Here is a 26,336-nt window from a genome sequence, read left to right as displayed (position 1 = left end):
AGATTTACTGTTCTTGACCGTAATTTTAAAAAGTATTTTTGATTATACTTACAATAACCTTTAAATATTATTTGTGTAAACTCTTATCACTCAAAAGAGACTAGGACTTATTCCACTGTATTTCAATATATACTTTCGCCACTCATAAAATAACTAGTGTGTACAAAAATCTAACATATAAATGTTCTATATTTTTAATAAAATTACTAAAACAATAAAAATCTGTATCACTTATATTTATAAATACTTTGTTGTAATTTTTTAAACATTTTACATAGTCCATTGAAGTTTCGTATAGTAATTTTTTATACAGTAATTCCTCATTTAATCTCTCGTTATTAAAAATTGCCATGATTAGATCTCCTTGGGAAATGAAATCTGAAATCATAATATTTCTTCCCCAAATTCCCAGAGAGGATTCAGCGGGAGTATAACGTACTAAAAGTTTCTTAAGGTCTATATTAGTAAATTCGTATAATTTCTTATCAATTTTTTTCAACGAATTTCCTTTTTTATGAATGAATTTTTAAAAAATAAATTTAAAATCTTTGTGACACTTTTTATATAAGAAATCAACCGCCTCTTGCCGACAAGAAGCAATTTTTTCTATGACTTCATCCTCTAAGACTCCATAAAAGTATAAAGGTAAATAACAATCCGTACCCTGAATTTTCTTCATACCAAGCTTTTTAGGAAATAAAATCATATCAAATAATGATGAACATTCTGCATATGGAACATAGTCTATTAAAAACTGATTAACTAATCCTTTCAGTTCATTATTTTCTAAAATACAATCCTGCAATAAACGATGAAATATTTCTTGAAAATTTTCATCTTCCTTCAAGTCGCCCCATAATAATTCTAATTCATTTTTAAATCCTAAACGATGAGTTAGATACGTCAAACAAGAATTCGGTACTAAATACGGATTTTTATTCTTATAAATTTTTTCCCGAATACATGTTTTATCATTGCTAAATCGTAAGATATTTCGACTCCATCTGTTCCAGTATAATTCGATAAATTTTCAAAGGTAATACGCTTTACATTTTCACTATCAGCTAGCTTAGTTCTTTTAAATTCTAATCGTTTTATTATCGCATCATACAAGAAGTTCACTGTATTATCAAACATAAACACTCCTAAATTCGTGGTTGTTTTTTGCTTAGAACTATACTATTTCTCTCTTTCTTAATTACATTTCAATAATTCTTCTGAGAAGTTTTTATATCACTCATAGAAAGGTTACGTTTTATCATGAATTTCTGATAAACTTCCTTAACTTTCAATTTGAAAATACAAAAAACGAGAACATAATTTCTCATATTCTCGTACTAAAATATTTAACTTTTTGACTTTCTCAAAACTCTAGACACTTACTTTTTATATACTAAAATTACTAAAGAATAGCAAAGCTTTAGTAATAAACAATCAAAAGAGTTGCAAATCTTTTGATTCACTGGTTAGGAAGTTGCTGATTCCTAATGCGTAGAATAAAGGAAAAACTCAAATGAAAGCTTATAATCATTAAAAAATCTACTCAGCCAACACTCCAGCTGAATACGTCACCTCAAAGCAAGACATTATTTGGTTAAATACCGAACTTGAGCCACAAATTAAATTTGAGGGTAGTAAACTAACAGAAAAATTTACTACATATAAAGCATGGCTCTCTCAAAAAGAGCTTCTTCTACCTCAAGTAAAATTCGAGCTTGAGATGAATTTCTCTAACTATATAGAAATGATTGAATTTGACAATCTAGAACGAAAATTACGAAATTGGTTTTAACGTACTAGTAATATCAAGAATGTGAGATAGTGACCGACAGAGATCTTGCGCACGCTACACTTCATATGTTACGCCATACTGGAACCACACTTGCTAAACAAGCTGGCATGAGCTTAGAAACCATTTCAGAAGCTCTAACACATAGTGACACTGCTACAACTCAAATTTATGTCAATACTTCTAATATCGTTCCTATGACTGTTGGAGAATTTACACTAAAATCTCTAAATCAATAAGGTGAAAATAAGGTAAATTTTGAGGTGAACTTTTCAAAAAAATACGAAAAAAGCACCCATGAGGTAAACTCTTGAGTGCTTTGAATTGCTGTATTGTAGCTGGTTCTTAACGTTTAGAGAATTGGCTTGCTTTACGTGCTTTCTTAAGACCTGGTTTCTTACGTTCAACCATACGAGCGTCACGTGTAAGAAGTCCTGCGCGCTTGAGTGAGTCGCGGAAGTCTGGGTCTACTTGAAGAAGAGCGCGAGCGATACCGTGACGGATTGCTCCAGCTTGACCAGCGTAGCCACCACCGACAACATTTACGAAAACGTCGTATGAACCAGCTGTTGAAGTCACAGCGAATGGTTGGTTGATGACAAGACGGAGGTCAGCGTGTGGGATGTACTCTTCTACATCTTTTTTGTTGACAGTGATTTTTCCAGTACCTGGAACCAAGCGAACGCGTGCAACAGCGTTTTTACGGCGTCCAGTACCTGCATATTGTGCTTGTGCCATGTTTTATCTGCTCCTTTCCTTAGATAAGTCCTGAAATGTCAAGAACTTCTGGTTGTTGAGCAGCATGAGTGTGTTCGCCACCAACAAATACTTTCAATTTCATACCTTGCGCACGTCCAAGTGTGTTGTGCGGAAGCATCCCTTTAACTGATTTTTCAATCAAACGAACAGCGTTTTTAGAACGGAGTTCACCTGCTGAGATAGATTTCAATCCACCTGGATACATTGAGTGAGTGTAGTAAATCTTATCGGTTGCTTTTTTACCAGTCAATTTTACTTTTTCAGCGTTGATAACGATGACGAAGTCACCTGTATCTGTGTGAGGTGTGAAAGTTGGTTTATTTTTTCCACGAAGTACGCTGGCAACGACTGCTGAAAGGCGTCCAAGAGGCACATCAGTAGCATCTACGACATACCATTTGCGTTCAACTTCACCTGGCTTAGCCATGTATGTTGTTTTGTTCATGATTTCTCCTATATCGATTGCTTTTGTTTACGGTGTGGATGTTCCGGTCCACGAGTTATTTGGAAGGTTCCGGGGCCTTACAAATGGGGTAAACAATACCGTCTTCTATCATACCAAATTCTTGAGGTAAAAGTCAATATATTTGGTAAAAAAATTTGCGAAAGGGCTTGATTTCTCAATGAAAAGGCTTGCTAATCGTCCAGCTCTTTCAACATCTTGTTCAAGCCCTCTAGTTGCTTCTCATTCCAGGGTCGCAAAGGTGGCGTCGTGAGGTCAATCTGGTCGAACAGCTTATCTAAGTCTGCTTTGACCGAGCAAGCCCGCTTTTCCAACTCCCGCGCAGACACGCGCAACGCTCCTTGGGCAAAGACTGTCCACTGCTCGTTAAGGTCGCTCGTTGCAACCGAAACTTGATTGAGCGGATTGTTGAGCTCGGCTGCTAGGCGCTCAATGTAGCTATCTGCCGTCTCTTCTTCCTCGGTGAAAATAACGGTCACATTAAATTCATCGTAGCGCTGGCGAAGTCCTGGCACATATTGGGCGTCAAAAACGCAGATAATTTCCAGACCTTCAAAACTAGCGTAGTTGCTCAGTCGATTGAGCAAAATAGTCCGCGCCGCATCCAGCTGACTCTTTTTAAAAAGCGGACGCGTTTCCCGCCAAGAGCCTATCATATTATAGCCGTCAACCAGTAAAATTTTGCGCTTCATAGGCGATTCCTAAAGACCTCATACATGAGAATAGCCGCTGCGACAGAGGCATTGAGGCTTTGAACATGCCCATTCATGGGAATGGAAATCATCTCGTCTACCTGCTTTTTGATGCTGACAGAGATGCCCTTGCCTTCATTGCCAATGATGAGAGCGAGCTTGCCCGCTGTATTCCACTTGTTAGACGGCGTTCCATTCATGTCCGTACCAAAAATCCAGAAATCTTTCTCTTTGAGCTGAGTCAGGGTCTGGCTGAGATTGGTCACCCGCGCAATAGGAACATGCTCCACCGCACCTGTTGAAGTCTTAGCAACCACCGGCGTTACACCCACCGCGCGGTGCTTGGGAATAATGACTCCAGTCACATTGGTCGCGTCAGCCGTTCGCAAGATTGAGCCTAAATTGTGCGGGTCGGTCAAGCCGTCCAAAATCAAAATCAGTGGATTTTCCTCCGTCTCAGCCTTTTGCAAAATGTCCGACAATTCGGCGTAAGCAAAGGCTGACACACGCAGCACAAACCCTTGGTGAGTGGCACCGTCGGTCATCTCCTGCAAGGTTTTTTTAGGCGTCCAAGAAATGGCTACTTTTTTCTCTGCCGCCAAGTCCTTGATTTTCTGGACATTCTTGCCACGCAAGTCCTCTTGAATATAAAGTTTATTTCCAGTGTTTGCCATGAGGCTTTCTGTCACCGCATGTACACCGTAGACCATATCGTTTTTTTCCATGCTTCTATTGTACCACGAATACCGGGCATAACCAAGGTGGAGCGTCAAAGAAATATGATAAAATAAAAGAAGAAGATTTTGGAGGTTTTTATGTCACTGCTGCAACGCACCGTTAAACTCACCCTGGCCACCGTCATTGCCATTTGGCTGGCACAGATTTTGGGACTCAAATATGCCTCATCCGCAGGAATTATCGCTATTTTAAGCCTTTTAGACACCAGACGTTCCTCGCTCAAGGCAGCCAGCAAGCGCCTCTTTTCTACGCTCTTAGCCCTCAACCTCGCTGTCCTTGCCTTTAAATTTCTCGGTTTTCAGCTCCCTGCTCTTGGGCTTTACCTAGCTCTCTATATCCCGCTGGCCTATCATCTCCGCTGGGAGCTAGGCATTGCCCCCAGCACTGTCCTCGTCACTCATCTTTTGAGCGAGCAGTCGGTTTCGCCTAGTCTTTTGGGAAATGAGCTGGCGCTGTTTCTAATTGGTGCCTTGGTTGCCCTCGCTTTCAATAGCTACATGCCCTCTAAGCAAAAGGAAATCGAGCTTTTTCACCAGCAAATCGAAGAACAGCTCAAAAAAATTCTGCTACGTTTTCAGCACTTTCTCCTGACGGGCGACGGCAGCAACGACGCAAAACTCATCAAGGAACTTGACCAGCAGCTGGAGCAGGCTCTGCAAGTCGTCTACCACGACCGCCACAATCAAGTCTTCCAGCAGACCAACTATGAAGTCCATTATTTTGAAATGCGGCAGCGACAAAACAAAATCTTGCAAGATATGGCGTCTGACATCAATCACTGTCAGTTTGAGGGGGAAGAAAGTCGGATTTTAGCGCAGCTATTTGCCAAAACCGCCCAGCAGCTCAGCCAAACCAACCCTGCCCACGACTTGCTAGCGGAAATCGAGCACTTTCATCAGACTTTTGACCAGCGGCCTCTGCCGCAGACTCGCGCTGAGTTTGAAACACGGGCGCAGCTCTTTCAACTTTTGCGCGATATGGAGCGCTTCATTCAGCTAAAAGTCGATTTTTATGAGCGCTACAAAGATTAAAAAATGCTACTCATTATTAAGTAGCATTTTATATTAATCATCTAAACGAGCCAAAGCGTTAATCAGGTAGGTAATACCGCCATAGATAAAGCCCAGAGCTACTAAATAAGAAACAAAGAGACTGGCAATCATGGGGTGAAAGAGCAACAAAATTCCCAGAACCAAGCCGACAACAGAAGTCCAAAGAAGTGATGAACCTAGTCTTGGCAATAGCTTTTTGATCCGACTTGCTCGAATCAGACCGCCAATAGAAGCTAAAATCAACGAAACAGCGAGAAGCGTTGGGAGTAAAATTGGCAAAGTAATATAGCCGTAAGCGAGAAAAAGTGTTGCAAGAATCAGATTTACCACCGCATAAAAGAGGTGACCGCGACGCTCTGTCTCCGGCGCTGCAAAATAATTCACAAAGCTAGAAACTGCCCCAAGAAAGATAAAGAAAGCAAAGAGCCAGCTCATAGCTGCCAAATTAGTAAGTGGGTGCAAAAAGAGATAAATAGCAAAGCACACATAGAGAACCCCTGCTAGAACAGATAACCATTTCCCGAAAGTTTTCATGAAATAAGTCTCCTTTTATTTTATCTCTCCATTATAGCAAAGTTATTTGGAAAAGTATAGACAAAACGGTTAAACATAAAAATTGGCTATTGTACTAGATCCCTGCACATTTTTTAAAATTTCTAACTCTATTTTATCAATTAAAATTATGCGAAAAATCTTTTTATAAATGAAACGTCATATTCACTTCTGAAGAGTGTTCTAATTGATAAGCAAATCATAAATGTTTTCTCTTGAAAATTCATTAAAAAGCAAGGGAGTGGGACAGAACTCATTCCTTAAGAGGAATAGTTCGTTGTCCCACCCCCGCGATGCCTAGTAGGCTTACACAGTCCACTGGACTGTGTAAGGTTGCGGATAAAACAAGCAAAGCTTGTGTCAAAATCCGAAGCCCGTAATGGCGAACAAAGCTTCAAGGCATTCGATGAATGACTTGAAAGAAGGAGAAGACCGGGAGCCATTAGCTTGCGGAAAGCAAGTGCAGAGCGAAAGGATCTTCGACGCGGCTACCGCGTCTTGTACATATTCCGAATAGATTTTCGAGGTTGCAGACTTTTGTCCCAGCCTCCTGCTATAAAAAGTTATTTATTTTTCGATACATAACTTATGGCTAAACCTATCATAAATCCTGAAACAAGACCCGCATATCCTCTATATGGAATAGGAGTAATGATAAATACTAGCAGTGCTATTACAACACTTATAACAAACCTTTTTATCATTATAATCCTCCACAAGTTGCCCAGTATGCAGCACGACCGCCTACTGCGTCCCAAAATCCACCGGCTGCTATTGTCGCTGGACCACCAAGAATGACACCAAACATTCCACCAATAATTCCTTGCATTGTTGCAATACCAGCTCCTCTTTGAGAACATCCCCCACCTTCAACAGTAGCAAGTGTTTCAATATCCAATGTGCTAAATTTATCTAAGGTACTCATAATGATTCCTATTCCTTAAAAATAAATAGAAGTGTTCTGTTGTTTTCCAGTAAACACGTTAACTCGAAAACGTTTTCTTTTATAATTTTATTGTACACTATTTTTTTCTTTTTGGTACATCAATTCCTAATCCGTCGGTTTTTATTCCTGAACGAGCATTTTTATTCCAAATATAAAAAGAGCACGTTTTGTGCCCTTAGGGTAATGACAAATTCCAATGGAAGTGTTCTAATCGCTTTTTACATAAAGAAGTTTACTATCTGTCATTTCATTCTGGTTTATCTTTTCTATCATTCTCCACAAAATCAATACACCAAGCAATCAGCTCCTCCAAGCGCTCGATTTGATCCAGCATGTGCAGGTAGCCCATGACCGCCTCAAAGCCTGTTGACATACGGTAGGTCACGATGTCCGCATTTTTTGCCTTGGTGTGGCTGTTGGCATTGCGCCCGCGCCTGTAGATTTCTTCTTCTTTTTCAGTCAATAGCTGCGCCTCTAACATGGCGACAACCAGACTTGCCTGCGCCTTGGCAGACACGTACTTGGTCGCTTGATGATGCAGTTTATTAGGCTTGGTCAAGCCTTGAAAAATCAGATGCCTACGGATATAGAGCGAGTAAACAGCGTCCCCTTCAAAGGCAAGGGCGATACCATTGATGAGATTGACATCAATCACGCGTCCACCTCACCCCGTCCTTGGTGTCAAGGAGCTTGATGCCCTTGCTGGCTAATTCCTCCCGAATACGGTCGGCTGTCGCAAAATCCTTGGCAGCCCGCGCAGCCTGGCGCTCCTCAATCAAGGCTTCAATATCAGCGTCCAGCACTTCTTCGGCAAAAACAATGCCAAAGACTTCTAGCACTTGACGAAACTTCTCCTTGACCTCGGCATTGTAGTTGCCAGAGTTAATCCAGCGGGCAATCTCAAAGACCACTGTAATCCCGTTTGCCGTGTTGAAATCCTCATCCATAACAGTCGTGAATTTGTCCAGCAAAGCCTCAAGCGGCTCTGTGTCAACATCTGTAGCAAAAGTCTGCTCGTAAGTATTTTTCAGATATTTGAGATTTGTCTCCGCATCTGCTACCCCTTTTTCCGTAAAGTTAATGGGCTTGCGATAGTGCTGGCTAGCAAAGAAAAAGCGCAGCACTTGTCCGTCAATGATCTCAAGCGCATCGTGAACGGTGATAAAATTGCCCAGTGACTTGGACATCTTGACATTGTCGATATTGACAAAACCATTGTGCATCCAGTAGTTGGCAAAGGTTCGCCCAGTCTTGGCTTCGGATTGCGCGATTTCATTGGTATGGTGGGGAAATTCCAGGTCGGCTCCGCCACCATGAATATCAATAGTGTCGCCCAAGATTTCTGTCGCCATAACCGAGCACTCGATGTGCCAGCCGGGACGTCCAGCCCCCCAAGGGCTATCCCAGAAAATCTCACCGCTCTTGGCTCTCTTCCAAAGGGCAAAGTCCAGCGGATTTTCCTTGCGCTCGGTCTCCTCATCCGTCCGCCCAGACGCTCCCTGCACCAGGTCTTCTAGGGACTTGTTGGCAAGTTTGGCATAGTTGTGGGATTTTTCCACGCGGAAATAGACATCCCCCTGGCTTTCATAAGCGAAGCCCTTATCCACTAAAACCTTGATAAACTCAATAATCTGCTCCATAAAATTCATGACACGCGGATTTTGACTAGCAGGCTTGACCCCGAGCTGCGCCACATCGGCTAGAAAGGCGGCGATGTATTTGTCAGCCACTTCTTTAGGGCTAATCCCCTCTTCCTTGGCGCGGTTGATAATCTTATCGTCCACATCGGTAAAGTTGGAAATGTAATCCACCTCAAAACCGCGATATTCAAAATAACGGCGAATGGTGTCAAAAGCCACCGCACTTCTAGCATTTCCAACATGGATATAATTGTAAACCGTCGGCCCACAGACATACATCTTGACCTTGCCAGCTTCCAGCGGCACAAAGTCACGCAGGCTCCGGGTCATGGTATCGTAAATTTTAATCATAGTAACTCCTTATGAGCATACAATATTTTTGCAAAACATTTTTATAAAGATTAACGTTATACTAGGTCCATTGAACATTATTATCAGCAAGATATTTGTTAAATTCGTCAACCGTATAGGTATGTACATTTTTAACAAATACTCCTCTCATAATTCCTAAATCAAACTTTATAAATTCTTCTCCTGCTTTTTGGGATAATCTTTTTTGAATGGCACCTAAACTAGGATTTTCAGACTCATCATAAAGCAATATAAATTCTGCTTTATCTCTTGAAAAATCTAAATTTTTAGAATTGATATCATTAAAAATTAATAAACTATCTCTTAACTTACTTTTTATATCTGATTTTTTCTTACCACTATTCCTACCTATTAAGGAACCCGATTTACACTCGATAAAAACTATCCTATCATGTTGCTTATTTATTAAAATTGTGTCCACTGATTTTGAAGCTTCATTTGAAGAATTATACTTATTGCAATAATTTTTTTTAACATCATCAAAGTCATAAACTTCAAAATTATGAGTAATCATTTTATCCGTAGCCAAATCTAATGTTTTCTTTGCACTATCAAAAAACTCATTTTTGAATAAGCTTCCATCAATCATCTTCTGAAAACCTCACATTTTCTAAATATTGTAATGGAGCTGCAAGTTTTTTATAAATTGGCTCGTTCCCGTCAGTCATTTCTGTTATGGTAGAGTAATACCCATTATTCTCTGAAAGATAATACTTGCATTTATCTTCTGTTCCATATTTTTTAGAAAAAACTTCAATAGCATTTAAAAAATAGGGGCTGTGAGTACTCAACAGAATATGCAATCCCAACTCTTTCTGTAACAGAACTATAATTTCAGCATAAATTAATTGCCATTCGGGATGCAAGTGAACTTCTGGTTCGTCTAATACAATTGTTCCATTTTCTTTAATTGTGCCATTCTCAATCAATTTTTTAATCAAATAGAATGATTTCATTCCCGAAGAAATATTCTTAATATTTAGTTTATTTTTTTGCTCGGTCGTTTTAATATGTTGATTATCAGAAATCAAATCCCAGTCATATACTTTAGATAAAAGTTGCTCAATACCCTCAAAACGATTTTTAATCAAAGTTAAATCTACAATATTAGATGATGGTTCTCTCTCAAATTGCACCTCTAGTTGCTGAGCATGAGCTCTCATTGTACCACTATTTTCTAAATTTTTAATGAGTGTACGAGTAAAACTATGACTATCCACAAAGTTTTCAATAATAAGAGGATTATCTATATAGACTATATCTGTAGCCAAAGGAATAACTCCAGCTACATTTTCTACTTTATTTTCGTCAATTTCAAATGAGATTCTTGACTCTTTGATTTTTAATTCTACTTTTCCTAAATCTCGTGAGAAAACTGAGTTTATCTGTCCATTAAATTCTAAATCCAACGTTCGTTGTAAAAAGCCATTAATTACCGTTTCCTCAGATATAGAGAGAATTTTTTTAACAGAATTTAACTTTTCTTGATATCCTTCAGTAGAGTAAGTATCTTTTAAAACTTCTATAATATCAGTATTTTTTACTTGATCAAATTTATCAAAGTCTGAGATTATTTGGCTGATGATATTATCAAAATCAATATCTATGTCCTCAGAAAGTCTCTTCATTGATAGTTCTAACTGTAATTCATTTAACTCTCTACTTACTGATTGCTGCCTGTCTCTATAAAAATTACTCTTTGGGTTATTAAAACTTTGAAAAATCGCAAATAGAACTTTCCCTATTGTACTCTTTCCTGAATTATTCTCCCCAGCTAATACTGTCAAACCATTAATTTCAATATCTACATCTTTTATTTTTGCAATATTTGTGATACTTAATTTCATATTATTTACCTCTATAATCAGGATATGTTCCCCCTAATTATTTTTACCATCAGATATAAATCATCCTTCATTTACTTATTATTCGTAATCCCCTCACAACTTGGACGAATAATAGCTTTCCTCGCGGATTTCTTCCAAAGATTTAATGGTCGGCTCATCTTTTTGACCGTGAACGCGGACAATCTTGGCAGGCACGCCAACAACGGTCACATCGCTCGGTACATCTGCCACAACGACCGCCCCCGCACCAACCTTGGCATTTTCTCCGACCTCAATCGGTCCAATCAGCTGGGAATGCGCCGAAATCAAGGCGCCTCGCCGAATGGTTGGATGTCGTTTGCCGACATCTTTTCCTGTCCCGCCAAGCGTCACGCCATGATAGAGCATAGCGCCTTTTTCCACGATAGCGGTCTCGCCAATCACTAGCCCCGACCCGTGGTCAATAAAGACCCCTTCGGCAATTTCTGCGCCCGGATGAATTTCAATCTGAGTCCAAAAGCGCCAAAACTGGCTGTGCATGCGAGCGAGGAGCTTAAAGCCGTGCTTCCACAAAAAATGAGAAAGGCGGTGCGCCGCTAAGGCCTTAATCCCTGGATAGGTCAAAAGAACTTCCAGTGACGTTCTGGCAGCCGGGTCATTTTCTTTTACAATATCAATGGTTTCTTTCCACCAACCCATAATTTTCCTCTCTTTTAAATCTTTAGTCTGATTTTTCAGCCGTTTCTGCTTTTGGCTTGTGATGACGTTTGTGGCCGCGGTGCTCCTTGTCGCCGTCTTTTTTCTCTGGTTTTGGCGGACGAGGCAGCAAAGCCTTCATAGAAGCATCCACGCGTCCTTTAGCATCGATTTTGATGATTTTCACATCAACTTCGTCGCCAATTTGGACAACATCTTCAACATTATTGGTGCGGCTCCAAGCCATTTCTGAAATATGCACGAGGGCATCTGTCTTATCAAAAAGATTGACAAAAGCGCCGAACTTCTCAATGCGGACGACCTTGGCATGGTAGACTTCATCCACCTTGGCTTCGCGCACCAAGTTTGCAATGATTTCCTTGGCACGGTTAATGGCGTCTTGGTCGCTAGAGTAAATCGCTACATTTCCTTCTTCGTCAATATCGATTTTCACGCCAGTTTCTGCGATAATCTTGTCAATGGTTTCACCACCCTTACCGATGACAATCTTAATCTTGTCCACATCAATCTTAATGGTATCAATTTTCGGTGCAGTCGGTGCCAATTCTGGACGAACTTCAGGAATGGTCTGTTCAATCAAATCAAGAATTTCAAAACGAGCTTTCTTAGCCTGCGCCAAAGCCTCAGTCAAGATTTCAGCCGTAATTCCCTCAATCTTAATATCCATTTGCAGGGCGGTAATCCCTTCACGAGTTCCCGCAACCTTGAAGTCCATGTCGCCGAAGTGGTCCTCGAGACCTTGAATGTCGGTCAAGACTGTGTAGTTGGTACCGTCTGAGATAAGCCCCATGGCAATCCCAGCTACTGGCGCCTTGATTGGCACACCACCAGCCATAAGGGCAAGAGTTCCTGCACAGATAGAAGCCTGAGATGAAGAACCATTTGATTCCAAGACTTCTGCTACCAGACGGATAGCGTATGGGAATTCTTCCAAACTTGGCAAGACTTGAGCAAGGGCACGCTCACCAAGAGCACCGTGACCGATTTCACGACGACCTGGAGCACCATAACGACCTGTTTCTCCTACAGAGTATTGCGGGAAATTATAGTGATGCAAGAAGCGTTTTTTGTACTCCGGGTCAAGCCCGTCAATGATTTGCGTCTCACCCATTGGCGCCAAAGTCAAGACTGACAAGGCTTGAGTTTGTCCGCGCGTAAAGAGACCTGAGCCGTGCACTTTTGGCAAAAAGTCGACTTCGGCGTCCAGCGGGCGGATTTCATCCACCCGACGACCGTCAGGGCGCACCTTGTCTTCAGTGATGAGGCGGCGCACTTCTGCGTGTTCCATTTGCTCCAAGATTTCTGCCACATCGCGCATAATCCGCTCAAGTTCTTCGTGATCCGCATATTTTTCTTGGTAAGTCGCTATTACTTGCTCTTTGACTGCTTCTGTCGCAGCTTCACGCGCCAGCTTCTCTTCGACCTGCACAGCTTTTTTCAAATCTTCATTGTAAAAAGCGATGATTTCAGCCTGCAATTCTTCGTCCACATGGAGCAACTCGACCTCAGCTTTTTCCTTGCCGACTGCTGCTACAATTTCTTCCTGAAAGGCAATCAAGTCTTGAATAGCTCTGTGCCCCTTGAGTAGGGCTTCGAGCATCAAGTCTTCGGACAATTCCTTGGCACCAGACTCCACCATGTTAATGGCTTCCTTGGTACCTGCAACGGTCAATTCGAGCAGAGAACGCTCCGCTGCTTCCTTGTCAGGGTTGATGACCAAGTCACCGTCTACATAGCCGACTTGGACACCTGCGATTGGCCCATTGAAAGGAATATCTGAAATAGACAGAGCAAGAGAGGAACCAAACATGGCCGCCATTGGAGCAGAAGCATCTTCGTCGTAAGAAAGCACGGTGTTGATGACCTGCACTTCATTGCGGAAGCCTTCTGCAAACATAGGGCGAATAGGACGGTCAATCAAACGAGCCGTCAAAGTAGCGTCGGTTGACGGACGACCTTCGCGCTTATTCCAGCCGCCGGGGAATTTCCCAGCCGCATACATCTTTTCTTCATAGTTGACTTGGAGCGGGAAGAAATCACTGGTCGCCATTTTCTTGGACATAACAGCCGCTGTCAGCACGGTGCTGTCGCCATAGCGCACTAGAACGCTTCCATTTGCCTGCTTAGCCACTTGGCCAGTCTCAACCACCAACTTTTTACCAGCAAAGGTGGTTTCAAAGATTTGTTTTGTCATATAGACTCCTTTTTAGATACAAAAGGCAGAGCCTCTTGCTCGGTATTTTTATACGTCTTGTCTACAAAAATCAATAGGCAGCTTCTCCTCATCTGCGCTACTCATCTTTGTAATCAAGCACGTACAGACTTTATTCTACCATATTTTAAGGCAAAAGAAAAAGGCGAGAACAGCCTAAAAACGAATTTTTTTGATATACTAGTAAAAAAACATGATGAGGTGACTATTATGGAACAAAAACTACGTTCAGAATTCCCAGAAAACGAACTTTGGGATCTGACCGCTCTCTACCAAGATCGGGAAGATTTCTTGCGTGCCATTGAGAAATGTCGCGAGGACATTCAGCAATTTAGCCGTAATTATAAAGGAAAATTAGTAACTTTTACAAACTTTGAGCAAGCTTTTGCAGAACTGGAACAAATCTACATCCAGCTCAGCCATATCGGCAACTACGCTTTCATGCCACAGACCACTGACTACAACGACGAGAGTTTTGCCCAAATCGCCCAAGCCGGCATGGATTTTGGAACATGGGCAAATGTAGAACTTGCCTTTTTCGACGATGCTTTAGTCAATGCTGACGAGCAGGTTTTAGAAAAATTAGCCCAACTGCCACAACTTACCAGTGCTATTCGTCAAGCAAAGATCAAAAAAGCTCATTATCTGGGGGCAGAAGCTGAAAAAACATTGACACATCTGAGTGAGGTTTTCTACGGACCACAGGATATTTATACAAAAATGCGAGCCAGTGACTTTGAAATGGCCGACTTTGAAGTAGACTGCAAACTTTACAAAAACAGCTTTGTCACCTATGAAAACTTTTATCAAAATCACGAAAATGCTCAAATTCGCGAGCAAGCCTTCCGTTCATTCTCAGAAGGTCTACGCAAGCACCAAAATACCGCAGCAGCCAGTTATCTTGCTCAAGTCAAATCTGAAAAACTCATTGCCGATATGCGGGGATACGACTCTGTTTTTGACTATCTACTTGCAGAGCAAGAAGTGGATCGGGCGATGTTTGACCGTCAGATTGATCTGATCATGAGTGAGTTTGCTCCTGTCGCACAAAAATTTCTCAAACATGTTGCCAAGGTCAATGGACTTGAAAAGATGACCTTCGCCGATTGGAAATTAGATCTTGACAGCGAGCTCAATCCTGATGTAACCATCAACGACGCTTACGATCTTGTTATGAAATCTGTTGCTCCGCTAGGAGAAGAATACACGCGCGAAATCGAGCGCTATCAGAGCGAGCGTTGGGTTGATTTTGCAGCAAATGCCGGAAAAGACTCTGGAGGCTATGCGACAGATCCTTACCGCATTCACCCTTATGTTCTCATGAGCTGGACAGGTCGCATGAGTGATGTCTACACGTTGATCCATGAGATCGGCCATTCTGGACAGTTTATCTTTTCAGACAATCACCAAAGCTATTTCAACACAGGCATGTCTACCTACTATGTTGAAGCACCGTCTACTTTTAATGAACTGCTCTTGAGCGATTATTTGGAGCACCAGTTTGACAATCCGCGCCAAAAACGCTTTGCCCTAGCACATCGCCTGACCGATACTTACTTCCACAACTTCATCACCCACTTACTCGAAGCCGCTTTCCAACGCAAGGTTTATACGCTGGTGGAAAATGGCGAAACTTTCGGTGCAAGCAAGCTTAACAGTATTATGAAGGAAGTCTTGACTGACTTCTGGGGTGACGCTGTGGAAATTGATGATGATGCTGCTCTGACTTGGATGCGTCAAAGCCACTACTACATGGGGCTTTACAGTTACACTTACTCAGCAGGGCTTGTCATCTCAACGGCTGGTTATCTCCACCTTAAAAACTCTGAAAATGGCGCACAAGACTGGCTAAACTTCCTCAAATCAGGCGGCAGCAAAACACCGCTTGACACAGCTCTGATCATCGGAGCTGACATCTCTACAGACAAACCACTCCGAGATACAATCCAGTTTCTTTCTGACACAGTTGACCAGATTATCGCTTATAGCGAAGAGCTCGGGGAATAACTTTCACAAAAAAAGACACGGAACTAAAAAACTCTGTGTCTTTTTGTATGCTAATTTTTGTGATTTACCCAAACATGGAAAGATTCATTTTTACCTGAAGCGACTTTTTCTTTAAGGACAACCTTTTTCTCTTGAATATCATAGAGTAAAAGTTGATCTCCAGCTAAAACGAGAAGTCTACGCTCATCATAACGCTTAATGTCTTTTATCCAATCCTTGCCATGGGACAATCCAAAATCAGTCAAATCAACAAAATAGGAGGTTTTATCTTGTAAATTCAGGATATCGTGTCATGTTTTTATTTTAAAAAGAATGAAAGCCAGCCTCAAGACAGAAAAGATTCAACTGTACGGGGAACAGATTTATTCATGATTTTCACTTGACCAAGTCGAGAAATTGTTTTACAATGTTAAGCAGCTTAACGAAAAAGGAAAATAAAGATGAAAGAAGAAGATTTATTGCAATTTAGTCAGAAATTGCAAGCATTTACCGACCAATACTTACAACTAAAAGAGCGACAGCACTATATTGCAAACTTCCCTGACTTGACACTGGCAGAAGTCCATACGCTGGTCAGCATTGCCCGCAATGAAGGCACAAGTCTGACCGAGCTTGCCAAACTACAAGAGGTTTCTCGTAGTGCCATTACCCAAATGATTCAGCGACTGGAAAAGAAAGGATTGATTTTTCGAGAGGAAAATCGGCAGTTTAAAGCTAGCTATCAGCTACGATTGACTGGTAAAGGAAGGGAAGTCTATCAGATTCATCAGCAACAACATGCCTATCTAAATCAGCAACTCTTGGATGTTTTAAAGAATTATCCTACAGCTAGATTAGAAGAATTTAAAGCGCTTATGGATGATTTGGAAAAGATCTGGCAGAAATTACCTTAGTTGCAAGAGTAATTTTTAGTCATTTGTTAAGTATATTAACTAAAAGGATAAAGATAATGACAAAAGATATTGAAATTTTACTAGAACAGGCTAGCCCGCTAGCAGACCAACCCTTTAACATCGAAATTAGAGGGTTGCCACCGCAACAGTTAACGACCATTCAAATGAGACTTGACAATTACTATAATATTAACGCTCCTATGCGTCTAGATCCCAAAGTTCCTTGGACTTCTGAAGCAAGCTTTTTATCAGATGTCAAAGGTAAGGTATCCTGCAAGAGCACACCCGCCCTAGTCGGTTCTTATACAGGGATTGCTCAAATGGGGCTTTTCTTCAATGCCAAGCCCAGTAAACAAAAGTTGATACAGTTAAGTTCTGATATGGCTGAGGTTCCCCTTTTTGCTGACTTTGAACTTAAAATCACAGTGATAGTGAAAGGGAAAATTATCGCGACGCGCTGTTTCAAACGTTATTTTCAAATACCCAATATTGTCAGTCAAAATCTAACTTTCAAGCGAGCTTATGGTCGTTTCTTTTATCCAGAAAATCAGACTGCGCTCCCTAGCATTATTGTGTTGAGCGGCAGTGACGGTCGGATTGAAAAGGCTCAAAATATCGCGCAAGTTCTTGCCAGCCATGGGTTTGCCAGCTTGGCGTTGGCTTATTTTGGTTTTGAGGGTCTTGCCCAACATTTGGAAAGAATTCCACTGGAAATCATCAAAGACGCTCTCAGTTTCCTACAAGCTCAGTCTCAACTTAATTCTACTAGGATTGGACTCTACGGACGCTCCAAAGGCGCTGAATTCGCCCTACTTGCTGCAACGACATTCCCCGACCAGATTTCCTGCCTTGTCCTGAATTCTCCGACTAATATCAGTTTAGAAGGGATTAAGGGCTGGAAAAATTCCAAGACTTCTTCTTGGACTTATGACGGTCAGGAACTACCTTACACGCGTTTTTCATGGCGATATTTTTTAAAGGAAAAATGGTTAGGAAAGTCTGATTTACCTATCAATCCTGCTAGTATTCTTCCAGTAGAAAGGGTTGAAGCGCCACTACTAGTCATTGCCTCTACCTGTGACGAAATTTGGCCTGCTACTCAGGCGGCTTGGAAAATTAAGGAGCGAGCAAGTAGTAAAACGCTAGAAATCGCTCTTTATCCTAACTGCGGGCACATGATGACCCTCGCTTATCAGCCTAACAGTCGCTATAAACGTATTCCTTGGGAAAGAATTTTACAGGACAACACGGACTCTTGGCAAAAGACTGTCAACTTCTTCAAAAGATATTTATAAAAGCAAAAAAGACTGAAAATCATGTTTCAGTCCATTTTTTATTCCCCTTCAAAGGCGTCTTTGATATGGTCGAAGAAGCCTTTTTTCTTAGGATTGACTTTTATATCACCAGCTGCCGCAAATTCGCGCAACGCTGCTTTTTGCTTATCGTTAAGGCCTGTCGGCGTCACCACATTAACCGTGACAAATTGGTCGCCAGTTCCGCCGCCGCGCAACTGCGGCGCACCTTTTCCACGCAGGCGGAAACGTTTGCCCGTTTGCGTTCCTTCCGGAATGGTCAGCTCAACCTTGCCATGAACAGTCGGCACTTCGACACTGTCACCCAGTGCTGCTTGGACAAAGTTTAGATTTAATTTATAGTAAATCGTTGATCCGTCGCGCTCAAATTCCTTGCTAGGCTCTACCTGAACGACTACATACAAGTCGCCATAAGGTCCGCCGTTAAATCCTGCTTCTCCTTGACCAGCTAAGCGAACTTGTTGACCAGTTTCCACACCTGCTGGGATTTTGACATGGACGCTGTGCGCCTGCTTTTCATGACCGGTACCGTGACAAGTCGTACATGGGTCTTTGATTTCTTTCCCACGACCATGACAGACATCACAAGTCACCTGACGGCGCATCATGCCAAGCGGAGTTTGGGTATCGACATTGATCACCCCTGCGCCATGACAGCGGCTACAAGTCACTGGACTAGTGCCCGGTTTAGCACCTGAGCCGTCACAGGTATGACAAGTCGCTTCGCGATTGTACTTGATTTCCTTGTCCACACCAAAAATCGCTTCTTCAAACTTGAGCTGCACCCGATATTGTAAATCATCGCCCTGACGCGGAGCATTAGGATTGCGAGTACCACCACCGCCAAAGAAGCTAGAGAAGATGTCTTCGAAGCCGCCGAAGCCTGCACCGTCAAAACCACCGAAACCGCCTGCGCCGCCGCCAAAGCCGCCCTGGGCCCCAGCCGCACCGTACTGGTCATAGGCAGCCCGCTTTTGCTCATCGCTTAAGGTCTCATAAGCCTCTTGGACTTCCTTATATTTTTCCTCGGCACCCGGCTCCTTGTTAATATCGGGATGATATTTCTTGGACAGCTTACGGTAAGCCTTTTTTATCTCGTCTTGCGAAGCATTTTTTGACACTCCTAGACGATCGTAAAATTCTGTGTTGTTCATAATGTAAGATACAAAAGGCGTGAAGCGCAAAGTAAAAATAGGAAATCAACGATGTGCGCTTGCGCACTAGGCGATTTATCTTTTTTACACAGCGCTTAGCCTGTGTTCATTTCAGAGAACACCTGTATTCCTTTCTGTAAATTCTAAGAAAGAGCTGCTCCTACCCACGACTGAAATTTAGGAAATCGATATAGCTTTCGATGAAAGCAAGACAATTATCTAATTTCCGAGCTTTTAGGGCGGGTTCATTTCCTTTCTTTTATATTGATGAGATAAAACCCAAACCACTCAAGTCCTATCCCTTTTCACCGAAAAACAGAGGCTGGGTTGCAACCTCTGGATTTCCAATTTGTATTAATTAATCCATTTAAATTGAAATGACTCTTTTATTTTTTATACTTCAACTGATACTTTTTCTCTACTGCGTCATAGCTAGCAACTGCAATCATAATAATGTCTTCATTACTGTAATTCTCAGCCCTTACTTGTCGTGTTATAGAATAATCGTCATCACCTGAGTTTTCCTCGATACCTTCTAAATATGTTGGAAAGACTGTATCTGTATGAAATTTTACTCTTGTAATTTCATCATCTTGACTATAATAGATTTCTAAAAATTTATTACCAACGATATCATCCAAATAATACAAAGAAATTTGTTGTTCATTATTCTTACGGTAGATTTCTAAACAGTTTTTCTCAAGTTTGGCAATTAATTCATCAACTTTCATTAAATCCTCCTGACTTATAGTTTACTTCTCCGTAAACTCACCGTCTACGACATCATCGCCTTTGTTGTCGCCTGTATTTGCTTGGCTTGTTCCTTCAGCACCTGCTTGGGCTTGTTGGGCTGCCGCTGCTTGCTCGTAGAGTTTGACTGCAAGGGCTTGCGCTTTTTCGTTGAGCGCTTCGAGTTTGGCTTTCATATCGTCCAAGTTGTTGTCTTCTTGGGCTTTCTTAAGTTCATCAAGAGCAGCTTGAGCAGCGTCACGTTCTGCATCAAAGCCTTTGCCTTCAGTTTCCTTGATAGTCTTTTCAGTTGCAAAGATAGCTTGGTCTACTTCGTTACGAAGGTCTACTTCTTCTTTACGTTTCTTATCTGCTTCAGCGTTTGCTTCTGCATCTTTCATCATGCGGTCGATTTCTTCATCAGTCAAACCTGAGTTAGATTGGATGACAATTGTTTGTTCTTTTTGAGTTCCAAGGTCTTTGGCCTTAACAGACACGATACCGTTCTTGTCAATGTCAAATGTTACTTCGATTTGAGGAATTCCACGAGGTGCAGCTGGGATATCTGTCAATTGGAAACGTCCAAGTGTCTTGTTATCCGCTGCCATTGGGCGTTCACCTTGAAGAACGTGGATATCAACGGCCGGTTGGTTGTCTGCTGCTGTAGAGAAGACTTGTGATTTAGAAGTTGGAATAGTAGTGTTGCGGTCGATGAGTTTTGTGAATACGCCACCCATTGTTTCGATACCAAGTGACAATGGAGTCACGTCAAGAAGAACAACGTCTTTGACATCACCAGTGATGACACCACCTTGGATAGCCGCACCCATGGCAACTACTTCATCAGGGTTAACTGATTTGTTTGGTTCTTTACCAGTCTCAGCTTTAACAGCTTCTACAACAGCTGGGATACGAGTTGAACCACCAACAAGGATGACTTCGTCGATTTCTGACAAGCTCAAGCCTGCATCAGAAAGGGCTTGACGAACTGGAGTTTTTGTACGTTCTACAAGATCACGAGTCAAATCATCAAATTTGGCACGAGTCAGAGTCATTTCCAAGTGAAGAGGTCCTGTAGCTCCTGCTGTGATGAATGGCAAGCTGATTTGAGTTGAAGTCACACCTGAAAGGTCTTTCTTAGCTTTTTCAGCAGCATCTTTCAAACGTTGAAGAGCCATCTTGTCAGTAGACAAGTCAATACCATTTTCCTTCTTAAATTCTGCAACCATGTGGTCGATAATCTTTTGGTCAAAGTCGTCACCACCAAGTTTGTTGTCTCCTGCAGTTGCCAATACATCGAAGACACCATCACCCAATTCAAGGATAGATACGTCAAATGTACCACCACCAAGGTCAAATACCAAGATTTTTTCTTCTTTGTCAGTCTTGTCCAAACCGTAAGCAAGGGCTGCTGCTGTTGGTTCGTTAACGATACGTTCTACTTCAAGACCAGCGATTTTACCAGCGTCTTTAGTCGCTTGACGTTGCGCATCGTTAAAGTAAGCTGGAACTGTGATGACTGCTTTAGTTACTTTTTCACCAAGATATTCTTCAGCGTAGCCCTTCAAGTATTGAAGAATCATCGCTGAAATTTCTTGTGGAGTGTATTCTTTGCCGTTTGCAGAAACTTTTTCAGAAGTCCCCATCTTAGATTTGATAGAGATAACAGTATCTGGGTTTGTTACTGCTTGACGTTTTGCAGCATCACCAACGATGATTTCGCCATTTTTGAATGACACTACTGATGGAGTTGTGCGGTTTCCTTCTGGGTTTGCGATGATTTTGCTTTCAGTTCCTTCAAGAACTGCAACTGCTGAGTTTGTTGTACCTAAGTCAATACCGATAATTTTAGACATAATAATGATACCAAGAACGCCGACAATGCGACTGAAAATTAGGGAACCAACGAAGCATTCGATGAATGCCAGGCGGTTTATCTATTTTCCGAGCATTTCGTTCGGGTTCAATTCCTTTCACATATTTAAATTTATTTTTTCTTTACTTTATTTGTCGCAGTAGCTGTCTGATAGCTGTTTTCGCTATCACTCAACACCTATCTAGACATCCTTGCGGAGGTGCGTCAACGAAATCATAGATTTCTGACTTACCGCCTAGTTTAGCGACTTTTCGGTCGAGTCGCTAAGGGTGATGATTTTTTCTAAATCTAGGCAAGTCGCTGCGGGCTATACTAAAGTATGCCGAAGCAACTTAACGACGAGTCAGAGAAAATCAGCCTCTTAGTTGTAAACTACTACCATGGCAGGGCGCAACACCCTCTCATGTAGTTTATAGCCTTTTTGGAAGACTTGCGCAATGGTATCAGCCGCATGTTCTTCATCAGCAGGCACGGTTTGAATGGCCATGTGGAAATTGTGGTCAAAGTCGCCGCCAACTTCCGCAGGAATTTCTTCAATACCCTCGTCTTTCAGAGCATGAACGAGACTTTCCTGCACCATTTCAAGCCCTTTTTTGACATCGTCGGTTAGACCGTCAACAGCGAGAGCCCGCTCGAGATTGTCCAAGGAAGGCAGGATAGCCTTCGCCAAATCTTGACTGCGATATTTTTGCAAGCTTTGCCGTTCTTCATTGCTGCGTCGCTGAATATTTTGCATTTCCGCGACAGCGCGCAGGTACTTGTTTTCAAAGTCGTCAGCGCGTTCCTTTGCCAAGTCTAGTTCTGATTTTTCAGGAGCAGCTTCCGTTTTTTCAAGAACTTCTTCCACCACTTCCTCTTTCAAGTCCTCGACTTGCTCATTCTTTTCTTTTTGGTCTTTTGCCACTAGGTGACCTCCTTTATATATGATAATAAATTGGCAGATTTAATGAACTTCATAATGATTACTGCTAAGATAGCGATAGAAATCCGTCAGCTTCATCGTCAAGACGCGGTTGACCACATTGACCAGACTGACCAAGTGCTGATAATCCAGATTGATCGGTCCAATCAAGGCCAGCAAACCAAAGCCACGATAAGGAACTAGAAACTTACTAGTAATCAGGGTGAGATTGGCAAGGCTAACCTCCCGACTGTCCGCGACACGTACCGTCTGCATTTCTTCCTCAGCTAAGCTCTCACGTAGCTCGAAAGCCACCTTTTGCTCATGGTCGAAGAATTGATAGGTCTCTAAGTCTGCGTACTGAAGCAGGTGCATCTTGCCAGACATCTGAACTTTTTCTGCGAACATCTCCGCAAAGATATGTTCGAATAAATCCAGAACATTGTCTGTCGTTGTGAAATAACGCTGGATAATCTGCGGAATTTCCGTCCGAATCTTGTAATGAATATCCAAAACCGTCTGTCCCAAAAATCGCTCCTGAATTAAATCGCGTAAGCGAAGCAAGTCCTCTTGCAAGAAATTTTTAGGAATTCTAAATTGACTGGTGACGGTAGACGACTCATCCAAGGTGAAGACGGCTAGAGCTGCATGCTGGCTGATAACCACGATGTCAAAAGCAGTCAGCCGCTGCCGACTAGGCTCCACATCTAGGGTCACCACCGTGCAATCGGTCAGTTGCGACAGCACATCCGCCGCTCGCTGCAAGATGTCTTCCAACTTGAAAAATTCTTGGTCGAAGGCTTTGACAACCTCGTAAACCTCATTTTCCGCTAGGCTTTCAAAGGTCAGCGAATGCTTGACAAAGTATTGAAACCCCGCCACACTTGGCTTGCGTCCACTTGATGTGTGCGCTTTTTCCAAAAGCCCCTGCTTTTCAAGAACAGCCATGTCATTACGAATCGTCGCGCTGCTAGACTGGATTGATTCTTGTAGGGATTTGGAGCCGACTGGCTCATGGGTCTTTGTAAAGATGTCAATGATCAAGTTTAAAATCTCATTCTGACGTTCCGTTACCATGACATCACCCCTTTCAGCTTTGAGCTGGAATATGAGATTTTTTGTTTAGCACTCTACATACCCGAGTGCTAAGTTATGATTCTATTATACACGGTTCATTTTTAAAGTCAAGACAAAAACTCAAAAAATTAGCACTCTTGTAAAAAGAGTGCTAAAAATACATCTTAAGACTTAGAAAATTCCCTTTTCAATTTTACATATTGCAGCAAAAAGCGCACAGCAAGCCAGGCGATAAATAGATAAAAACCTGTCAGCAAGATATAAAAGGCATCATAGAACAACTCTTTACCAAACGAACGGTGAAGCAGGCGCTCCCAAAATAGGTAGCCTGAAAAAATCATAGACAGTAAAATGAAAGCAAATTGTCTGGCAATCCGCTGCATCATCATGGTCTTACTTTGGGGATTGTACAAGTCCCCTTCTTCCTCCTGCTGGACGTCCTTGGCTGGCTTTCTGAAGTAAGAAAAATTGACGTAAGTATCAATGTATTCCCAACCATAATCTGTAAACAGCTGGACATAAGAGTCCCTTTCTTCGCTTGCAAGCTGACAATAGTCTAGCTTGTAGACCACATCTTCTGGCTGGCATTCCTCAAAATGAAAGAAACCGTTGAAACCAACAAACTTCCAGCCTTGAGCGTGCATGCTGCGCAGCCATTTTCCCTCTCTTTCGTAATCTGCGATTGTAAAAATCCGCCATTTTGTTTTAGTCTTCATCATTCAGTCAACTCCTTTTTTGCGCGATAATAGGCTCGAAAAACGTTTAATCTTGATAGTGATAGATAAGATAAGAAGAACAGGATTGATAACCAATAAATCTTTGTACTAAAATGATTATCTGTAAAAATAGTGTACAAAAGATAAAGGATGAAACAGAAGCTAGCAATTTCCAACCAGACGAGCCTTTTCAACATAGGCAATCTTGCCTCCAGCTGGGTACGACGATCTTCATAGAGGAGGGCGCTAGAAGCAAGCTCTCCTTCTGCCAACTTTCTTTTCAGCAGCAAAATGCCACTTTTATCCAAAACCTTGGTCCAACCAGCATCTTGATAAATCCGAACCATGCCAGGTGTCCAGACATCTTGGGCAAAATCAAAACGATAAACGACATCTGCTGGCTCACATTCCTCAAAGGTGAAAAGGCCCCACCAACTATAGTTAATCAACTTCCAGCCTTGAGCGTGCTCCTTTCGCAGACGCTCCTCCAGCCAGTCGCTATTTACAAAAGCATCGGAAGTCTGAAACGTCATAAACACTTTTTTATTTTTCATCATGGTTCCTCCTGAATATTGCGGTAGAGGCGTTCAATACGCTTGAGTTCCAAATCAAGAATTTCCCGCCCAACATCGGTAATGTGGTAAATGCGGCGTTTATTTTCCTCGCGCGCAAAGACAATCAAACCGTCCTTTTCCATTTTGGACAGGGTGCCGTACATGGTACCGGGGCTAATTGTCACTTGTCCCTCGGTCATTTCCTTGACCTTTTGTGTAATGCTGTAGCCGTGCATGGCCTCTCTCAGACAAAAAAGAATGTAGAAGCCTGTCTCGGTCATAGGCACGTAAATTCTTTTTAATTTTTTATCCACTACTTCTCACCTCGATATATCGAACCTTGATATAATTAGTATATCGCAGTTCGATATACTTGTCAAGTATCTATACTATGTAAAATCTTATATTAAGCAATATTTATTTTGCCTCCCCCAATCCCACACAGAATAATTCAAATAGGCGAAAAATCAGGTATTTCAGCGAATATAAAATTGGAAGAAATGAGGCGATTACCACCCTCAAAATTTAAAAAGTCTAGAGCCAAACACATATAAATAATTGCTTTTCACAACAAAAAAGAGAGTGCAGATGCACTCTCTAGGGTATAACCCCTTGTTTTAGTCACGACGAAGTTGATATTTCGCGAATAAGCTTAATACCGCTACAAGAGCAAATCCTGCAATTGTAAACCACACATTCACTTGTTCTCCCGTCTTAGGAAGAAGTTGTTTTTGTTTTGGTTCGTCTGTTGGTAAAACTTTTTTCTTCTTGTAGATATAAATGACATGGCTGTCGCCTTCCGTCACCTTACCATTAGCTGACGCGGAATTTGGAGATAATTTCACAAATTCATAGCCGTCAACTTCTTTCGGACTTGTTGTGTAGTCTTCACCCACTGGGGCATTAGTCTTCACTTGCTCTGAAGGAGCAATTTCCTTGCCGTTTTCATCAACGTATTTCACGTCTACATTACCAGTCTTTGGTTGAGGAGCTGGCGCTTTCTTCTTGTAAACGTAAATAACGTTGGTGTCACCCTCTTTGACTTTACCATTTGCTGGAGCAGAATTTGGAGATAATTTCACAAATTCATAGCCGTCAACATTTTTCGGACTTGTAGTGTAGTCCTCACCCACTGGGGCATTAGTCTTCACTTGCTCTGAAGGAGCAACTTCATTGCCGTCTTCATCAACATATTTCACATCTACATTACCAGTTTTTGGTTGTGGAGCTGGTTTCTTCTTATAGACATAAATGACATGGCTGTCGCCTTCCGTCACCTTACCACTCGCTGAAGCGGAATCTGATGACATACCCTTGAATTCATAACCGTTGAAGGTCTTTTGACTTGTAGCGTAGTC

At 41.9% G+C, this 26,336-nt stretch carries 30 protein-coding genes and 1 pseudogene; 5 read left to right on the top strand and 26 right to left on the bottom strand.

Going from position 1 to position 26,336, the window contains the following annotated elements:
- Positions 1-142: 142 nt before the first annotated feature.
- From A3I3_RS0106705 to A3I3_RS0106695, 3 genes are all read right to left on the bottom strand, one after another.
- The gene (locus A3I3_RS0106705; protein WP_018371958.1) at positions 143-499 is read right to left on the bottom strand and encodes a hypothetical protein; all 357 of its coding nucleotides are present in this window, start codon (positions 497-499) and stop codon (positions 143-145) included.
- 27 nt (positions 500-526) lie between these two features.
- Complete coding sequence (locus A3I3_RS0106700) at positions 527-847, bottom strand: hypothetical protein (RefSeq protein ID WP_018371957.1); 321 nt, start codon at positions 845-847, stop codon at positions 527-529.
- Positions 848-921: 74 nt separating this feature from the next.
- Positions 922-1,137, bottom strand: coding sequence for a hypothetical protein (locus A3I3_RS0106695; RefSeq protein ID WP_018371956.1), 216 nt, complete (start codon positions 1,135-1,137; stop codon positions 922-924).
- A gap of 696 nt (positions 1,138-1,833) precedes the next feature.
- Between A3I3_RS0106695 and A3I3_RS0106690 the strand changes: the two are divergent.
- Positions 1,834-2,028, top strand: a pseudogene (locus A3I3_RS0106690) (tyrosine-type recombinase/integrase); the annotation flags it as partial.
- Positions 2,029-2,134: 106 nt separating this feature from the next.
- On the opposite strand, the gene rpsI reads toward A3I3_RS0106690, so the two are convergent.
- The 4 genes from rpsI to rlmB form a co-directional block, all read right to left on the bottom strand.
- A complete protein-coding gene (rpsI, locus tag A3I3_RS0106685) occupies positions 2,135-2,527 on the bottom strand; it encodes a 30S ribosomal protein S9 (RefSeq protein WP_018371954.1) in 393 nt (130 codons plus the stop codon).
- 19 nt (positions 2,528-2,546) lie between these two features.
- The gene (gene rplM / locus A3I3_RS0106680) at positions 2,547-2,993 is read right to left on the bottom strand and encodes a 50S ribosomal protein L13 (RefSeq protein WP_018371953.1); all 447 of its coding nucleotides are present in this window, start codon (positions 2,991-2,993) and stop codon (positions 2,547-2,549) included.
- Between the two features lie 191 nt (positions 2,994-3,184).
- Entirely contained in the window at positions 3,185-3,703 is a 519-nt protein-coding gene (locus tag A3I3_RS0106675) for an NYN domain-containing protein (RefSeq protein ID WP_018371952.1), read from the bottom strand.
- Positions 3,700-4,428, bottom strand: a complete 729-nt coding sequence (gene rlmB, locus A3I3_RS0106670; protein ID WP_018371951.1) for a 23S rRNA (guanosine(2251)-2'-O)-methyltransferase RlmB — start codon at positions 4,426-4,428, stop codon at positions 3,700-3,702. The genes A3I3_RS0106675 and rlmB overlap by 4 nt, the downstream gene beginning before the upstream one ends.
- Positions 4,429-4,518: 90 nt before the next feature.
- Here rlmB and A3I3_RS0106665 point away from each other — a divergent pair, with 90 nt between their 5' ends.
- Positions 4,519-5,472, top strand: coding sequence for an aromatic acid exporter family protein (locus A3I3_RS0106665; RefSeq protein ID WP_018371950.1), 954 nt, complete (start codon positions 4,519-4,521; stop codon positions 5,470-5,472).
- A gap of 33 nt (positions 5,473-5,505) precedes the next feature.
- Here A3I3_RS0106665 and A3I3_RS0106660 read toward each other — a convergent pair whose 3' ends face one another.
- The 9 genes from A3I3_RS0106660 to pnp form a co-directional block, all read right to left on the bottom strand.
- On the bottom strand, positions 5,506-6,027 hold the full coding sequence (locus A3I3_RS0106660) for a DUF308 domain-containing protein (protein ID WP_018371949.1): 522 nt from the start codon (positions 6,025-6,027) through the stop codon (positions 5,506-5,508).
- A gap of 581 nt (positions 6,028-6,608) precedes the next feature.
- Positions 6,609-6,749, bottom strand: a complete 141-nt coding sequence (locus tag A3I3_RS11010; RefSeq protein ID WP_018371948.1) for a hypothetical protein — start codon at positions 6,747-6,749, stop codon at positions 6,609-6,611.
- Positions 6,749-6,874 carry a hypothetical protein gene (locus A3I3_RS11250; protein ID WP_263399431.1) on the bottom strand — a complete coding sequence of 42 codons (126 nt, stop codon included), beginning with the start codon at positions 6,872-6,874 and terminating at the stop codon, positions 6,749-6,751. The genes A3I3_RS11010 and A3I3_RS11250 overlap by 1 nt, the downstream gene beginning before the upstream one ends.
- 364 nt (positions 6,875-7,238) lie before the next feature.
- Positions 7,239-7,646 carry a Mini-ribonuclease 3 gene (locus A3I3_RS0106645; protein WP_018371946.1) on the bottom strand — a complete coding sequence of 136 codons (408 nt, stop codon included), beginning with the start codon at positions 7,644-7,646 and terminating at the stop codon, positions 7,239-7,241.
- Positions 7,639-8,982 carry a cysteine--tRNA ligase gene (gene cysS, locus A3I3_RS0106640; protein WP_018371945.1) on the bottom strand — a complete coding sequence of 448 codons (1,344 nt, stop codon included), beginning with the start codon at positions 8,980-8,982 and terminating at the stop codon, positions 7,639-7,641. Before cysS ends, A3I3_RS0106645 begins: the two co-directional genes overlap by 8 nt.
- A 61-nt stretch (positions 8,983-9,043) precedes the next feature.
- Positions 9,044-9,592, bottom strand: a complete 549-nt coding sequence (locus A3I3_RS0106635) for a hypothetical protein (RefSeq protein ID WP_018371944.1) — start codon at positions 9,590-9,592, stop codon at positions 9,044-9,046.
- The gene (locus tag A3I3_RS0106630; protein ID WP_018371943.1) at positions 9,585-10,850 is read right to left on the bottom strand and encodes an AAA family ATPase; all 1,266 of its coding nucleotides are present in this window, start codon (positions 10,848-10,850) and stop codon (positions 9,585-9,587) included. The genes A3I3_RS0106635 and A3I3_RS0106630 overlap by 8 nt, the downstream gene beginning before the upstream one ends.
- A gap of 93 nt (positions 10,851-10,943) precedes the next feature.
- On the bottom strand, positions 10,944-11,528 hold the full coding sequence (gene cysE / locus A3I3_RS0106625; protein WP_018371942.1) for a serine O-acetyltransferase: 585 nt from the start codon (positions 11,526-11,528) through the stop codon (positions 10,944-10,946).
- A gap of 22 nt (positions 11,529-11,550) precedes the next feature.
- Complete coding sequence (pnp, locus tag A3I3_RS0106620) at positions 11,551-13,740, bottom strand: polyribonucleotide nucleotidyltransferase (protein ID WP_018371941.1); 2,190 nt, start codon at positions 13,738-13,740, stop codon at positions 11,551-11,553.
- Positions 13,741-13,968: 228 nt separating this feature from the next.
- Here pnp and pepF point away from each other — a divergent pair, with 228 nt between their 5' ends.
- Entirely contained in the window at positions 13,969-15,765 is a 1,797-nt protein-coding gene (gene pepF / locus A3I3_RS0106615; RefSeq protein ID WP_018371940.1) for an oligoendopeptidase F, read from the top strand.
- Positions 15,766-15,815: 50 nt separating this feature from the next.
- Here the strand turns inward: pepF and A3I3_RS0106610 are convergent, their stop codons facing one another.
- Positions 15,816-16,010, bottom strand: a complete 195-nt coding sequence (locus A3I3_RS0106610; RefSeq protein WP_018371939.1) for a hypothetical protein — start codon at positions 16,008-16,010, stop codon at positions 15,816-15,818.
- A gap of 195 nt (positions 16,011-16,205) precedes the next feature.
- Between A3I3_RS0106610 and A3I3_RS0106605 the strand changes: the two genes are divergently transcribed.
- Together A3I3_RS0106605 and A3I3_RS0106600 are read left to right on the top strand one after the other, a co-directional pair.
- On the top strand, positions 16,206-16,658 hold the full coding sequence (locus tag A3I3_RS0106605; RefSeq protein WP_018371938.1) for a MarR family transcriptional regulator: 453 nt from the start codon (positions 16,206-16,208) through the stop codon (positions 16,656-16,658).
- 56 nt (positions 16,659-16,714) lie between these two features.
- Positions 16,715-17,953: an acyl-CoA thioesterase/bile acid-CoA:amino acid N-acyltransferase family protein gene (locus tag A3I3_RS0106600; protein ID WP_018371937.1), complete on the top strand. Its 1,239-nt coding sequence runs from the start codon at positions 16,715-16,717 to the stop codon at positions 17,951-17,953.
- Between the two features lie 38 nt (positions 17,954-17,991).
- Here the strand turns inward: A3I3_RS0106600 and dnaJ are convergent, their stop codons facing one another.
- From dnaJ to A3I3_RS11005, 9 genes are all read right to left on the bottom strand, one after another.
- The gene (gene dnaJ, locus A3I3_RS0106595) at positions 17,992-19,125 is read right to left on the bottom strand and encodes a molecular chaperone DnaJ (RefSeq protein WP_018371936.1); all 1,134 of its coding nucleotides are present in this window, start codon (positions 19,123-19,125) and stop codon (positions 17,992-17,994) included.
- 386 nt (positions 19,126-19,511) lie between these two features.
- Positions 19,512-19,856 carry a hypothetical protein gene (locus A3I3_RS0106590; protein ID WP_018371935.1) on the bottom strand — a complete coding sequence of 115 codons (345 nt, stop codon included), beginning with the start codon at positions 19,854-19,856 and terminating at the stop codon, positions 19,512-19,514.
- A gap of 21 nt (positions 19,857-19,877) precedes the next feature.
- Positions 19,878-21,710, bottom strand: a complete 1,833-nt coding sequence (gene dnaK / locus A3I3_RS0106585) for a molecular chaperone DnaK (RefSeq protein ID WP_018371934.1) — start codon at positions 21,708-21,710, stop codon at positions 19,878-19,880.
- Between the two features lie 381 nt (positions 21,711-22,091).
- Positions 22,092-22,634 carry a nucleotide exchange factor GrpE gene (grpE, locus tag A3I3_RS0106580; protein ID WP_018371933.1) on the bottom strand — a complete coding sequence of 181 codons (543 nt, stop codon included), beginning with the start codon at positions 22,632-22,634 and terminating at the stop codon, positions 22,092-22,094.
- A gap of 39 nt (positions 22,635-22,673) precedes the next feature.
- Positions 22,674-23,708, bottom strand: a complete 1,035-nt coding sequence (gene hrcA, locus A3I3_RS0106575; RefSeq protein WP_018371932.1) for a heat-inducible transcriptional repressor HrcA — start codon at positions 23,706-23,708, stop codon at positions 22,674-22,676.
- A gap of 164 nt (positions 23,709-23,872) precedes the next feature.
- Positions 23,873-24,427 carry a DUF2812 domain-containing protein gene (locus A3I3_RS0106570; protein ID WP_018371931.1) on the bottom strand — a complete coding sequence of 185 codons (555 nt, stop codon included), beginning with the start codon at positions 24,425-24,427 and terminating at the stop codon, positions 23,873-23,875.
- The gene (locus tag A3I3_RS0106565; protein WP_018371930.1) at positions 24,424-24,978 is read right to left on the bottom strand and encodes a DUF2812 domain-containing protein; all 555 of its coding nucleotides are present in this window, start codon (positions 24,976-24,978) and stop codon (positions 24,424-24,426) included. Before A3I3_RS0106565 ends, A3I3_RS0106570 begins: the two co-directional genes overlap by 4 nt.
- Entirely contained in the window at positions 24,978-25,259 is a 282-nt protein-coding gene (locus tag A3I3_RS0106560) for a PadR family transcriptional regulator (protein WP_115275960.1), read from the bottom strand. Before A3I3_RS0106560 ends, A3I3_RS0106565 begins: the two co-directional genes overlap by 1 nt.
- Positions 25,260-25,595: 336 nt before the next feature.
- On the bottom strand, positions 25,596-26,336 hold a 741-nt coding region (locus A3I3_RS11005; RefSeq protein WP_018371928.1), incomplete at its 5' end, for a MucBP domain-containing protein.

The organism is Streptococcus massiliensis DSM 18628 (assembly GCF_000380065.1).
Lineage (GTDB): Bacteria > Bacillota > Bacilli > Lactobacillales > Streptococcaceae > Streptococcus > Streptococcus massiliensis.
This window is presented reverse-complemented; position numbering and strand designations above follow the sequence as displayed.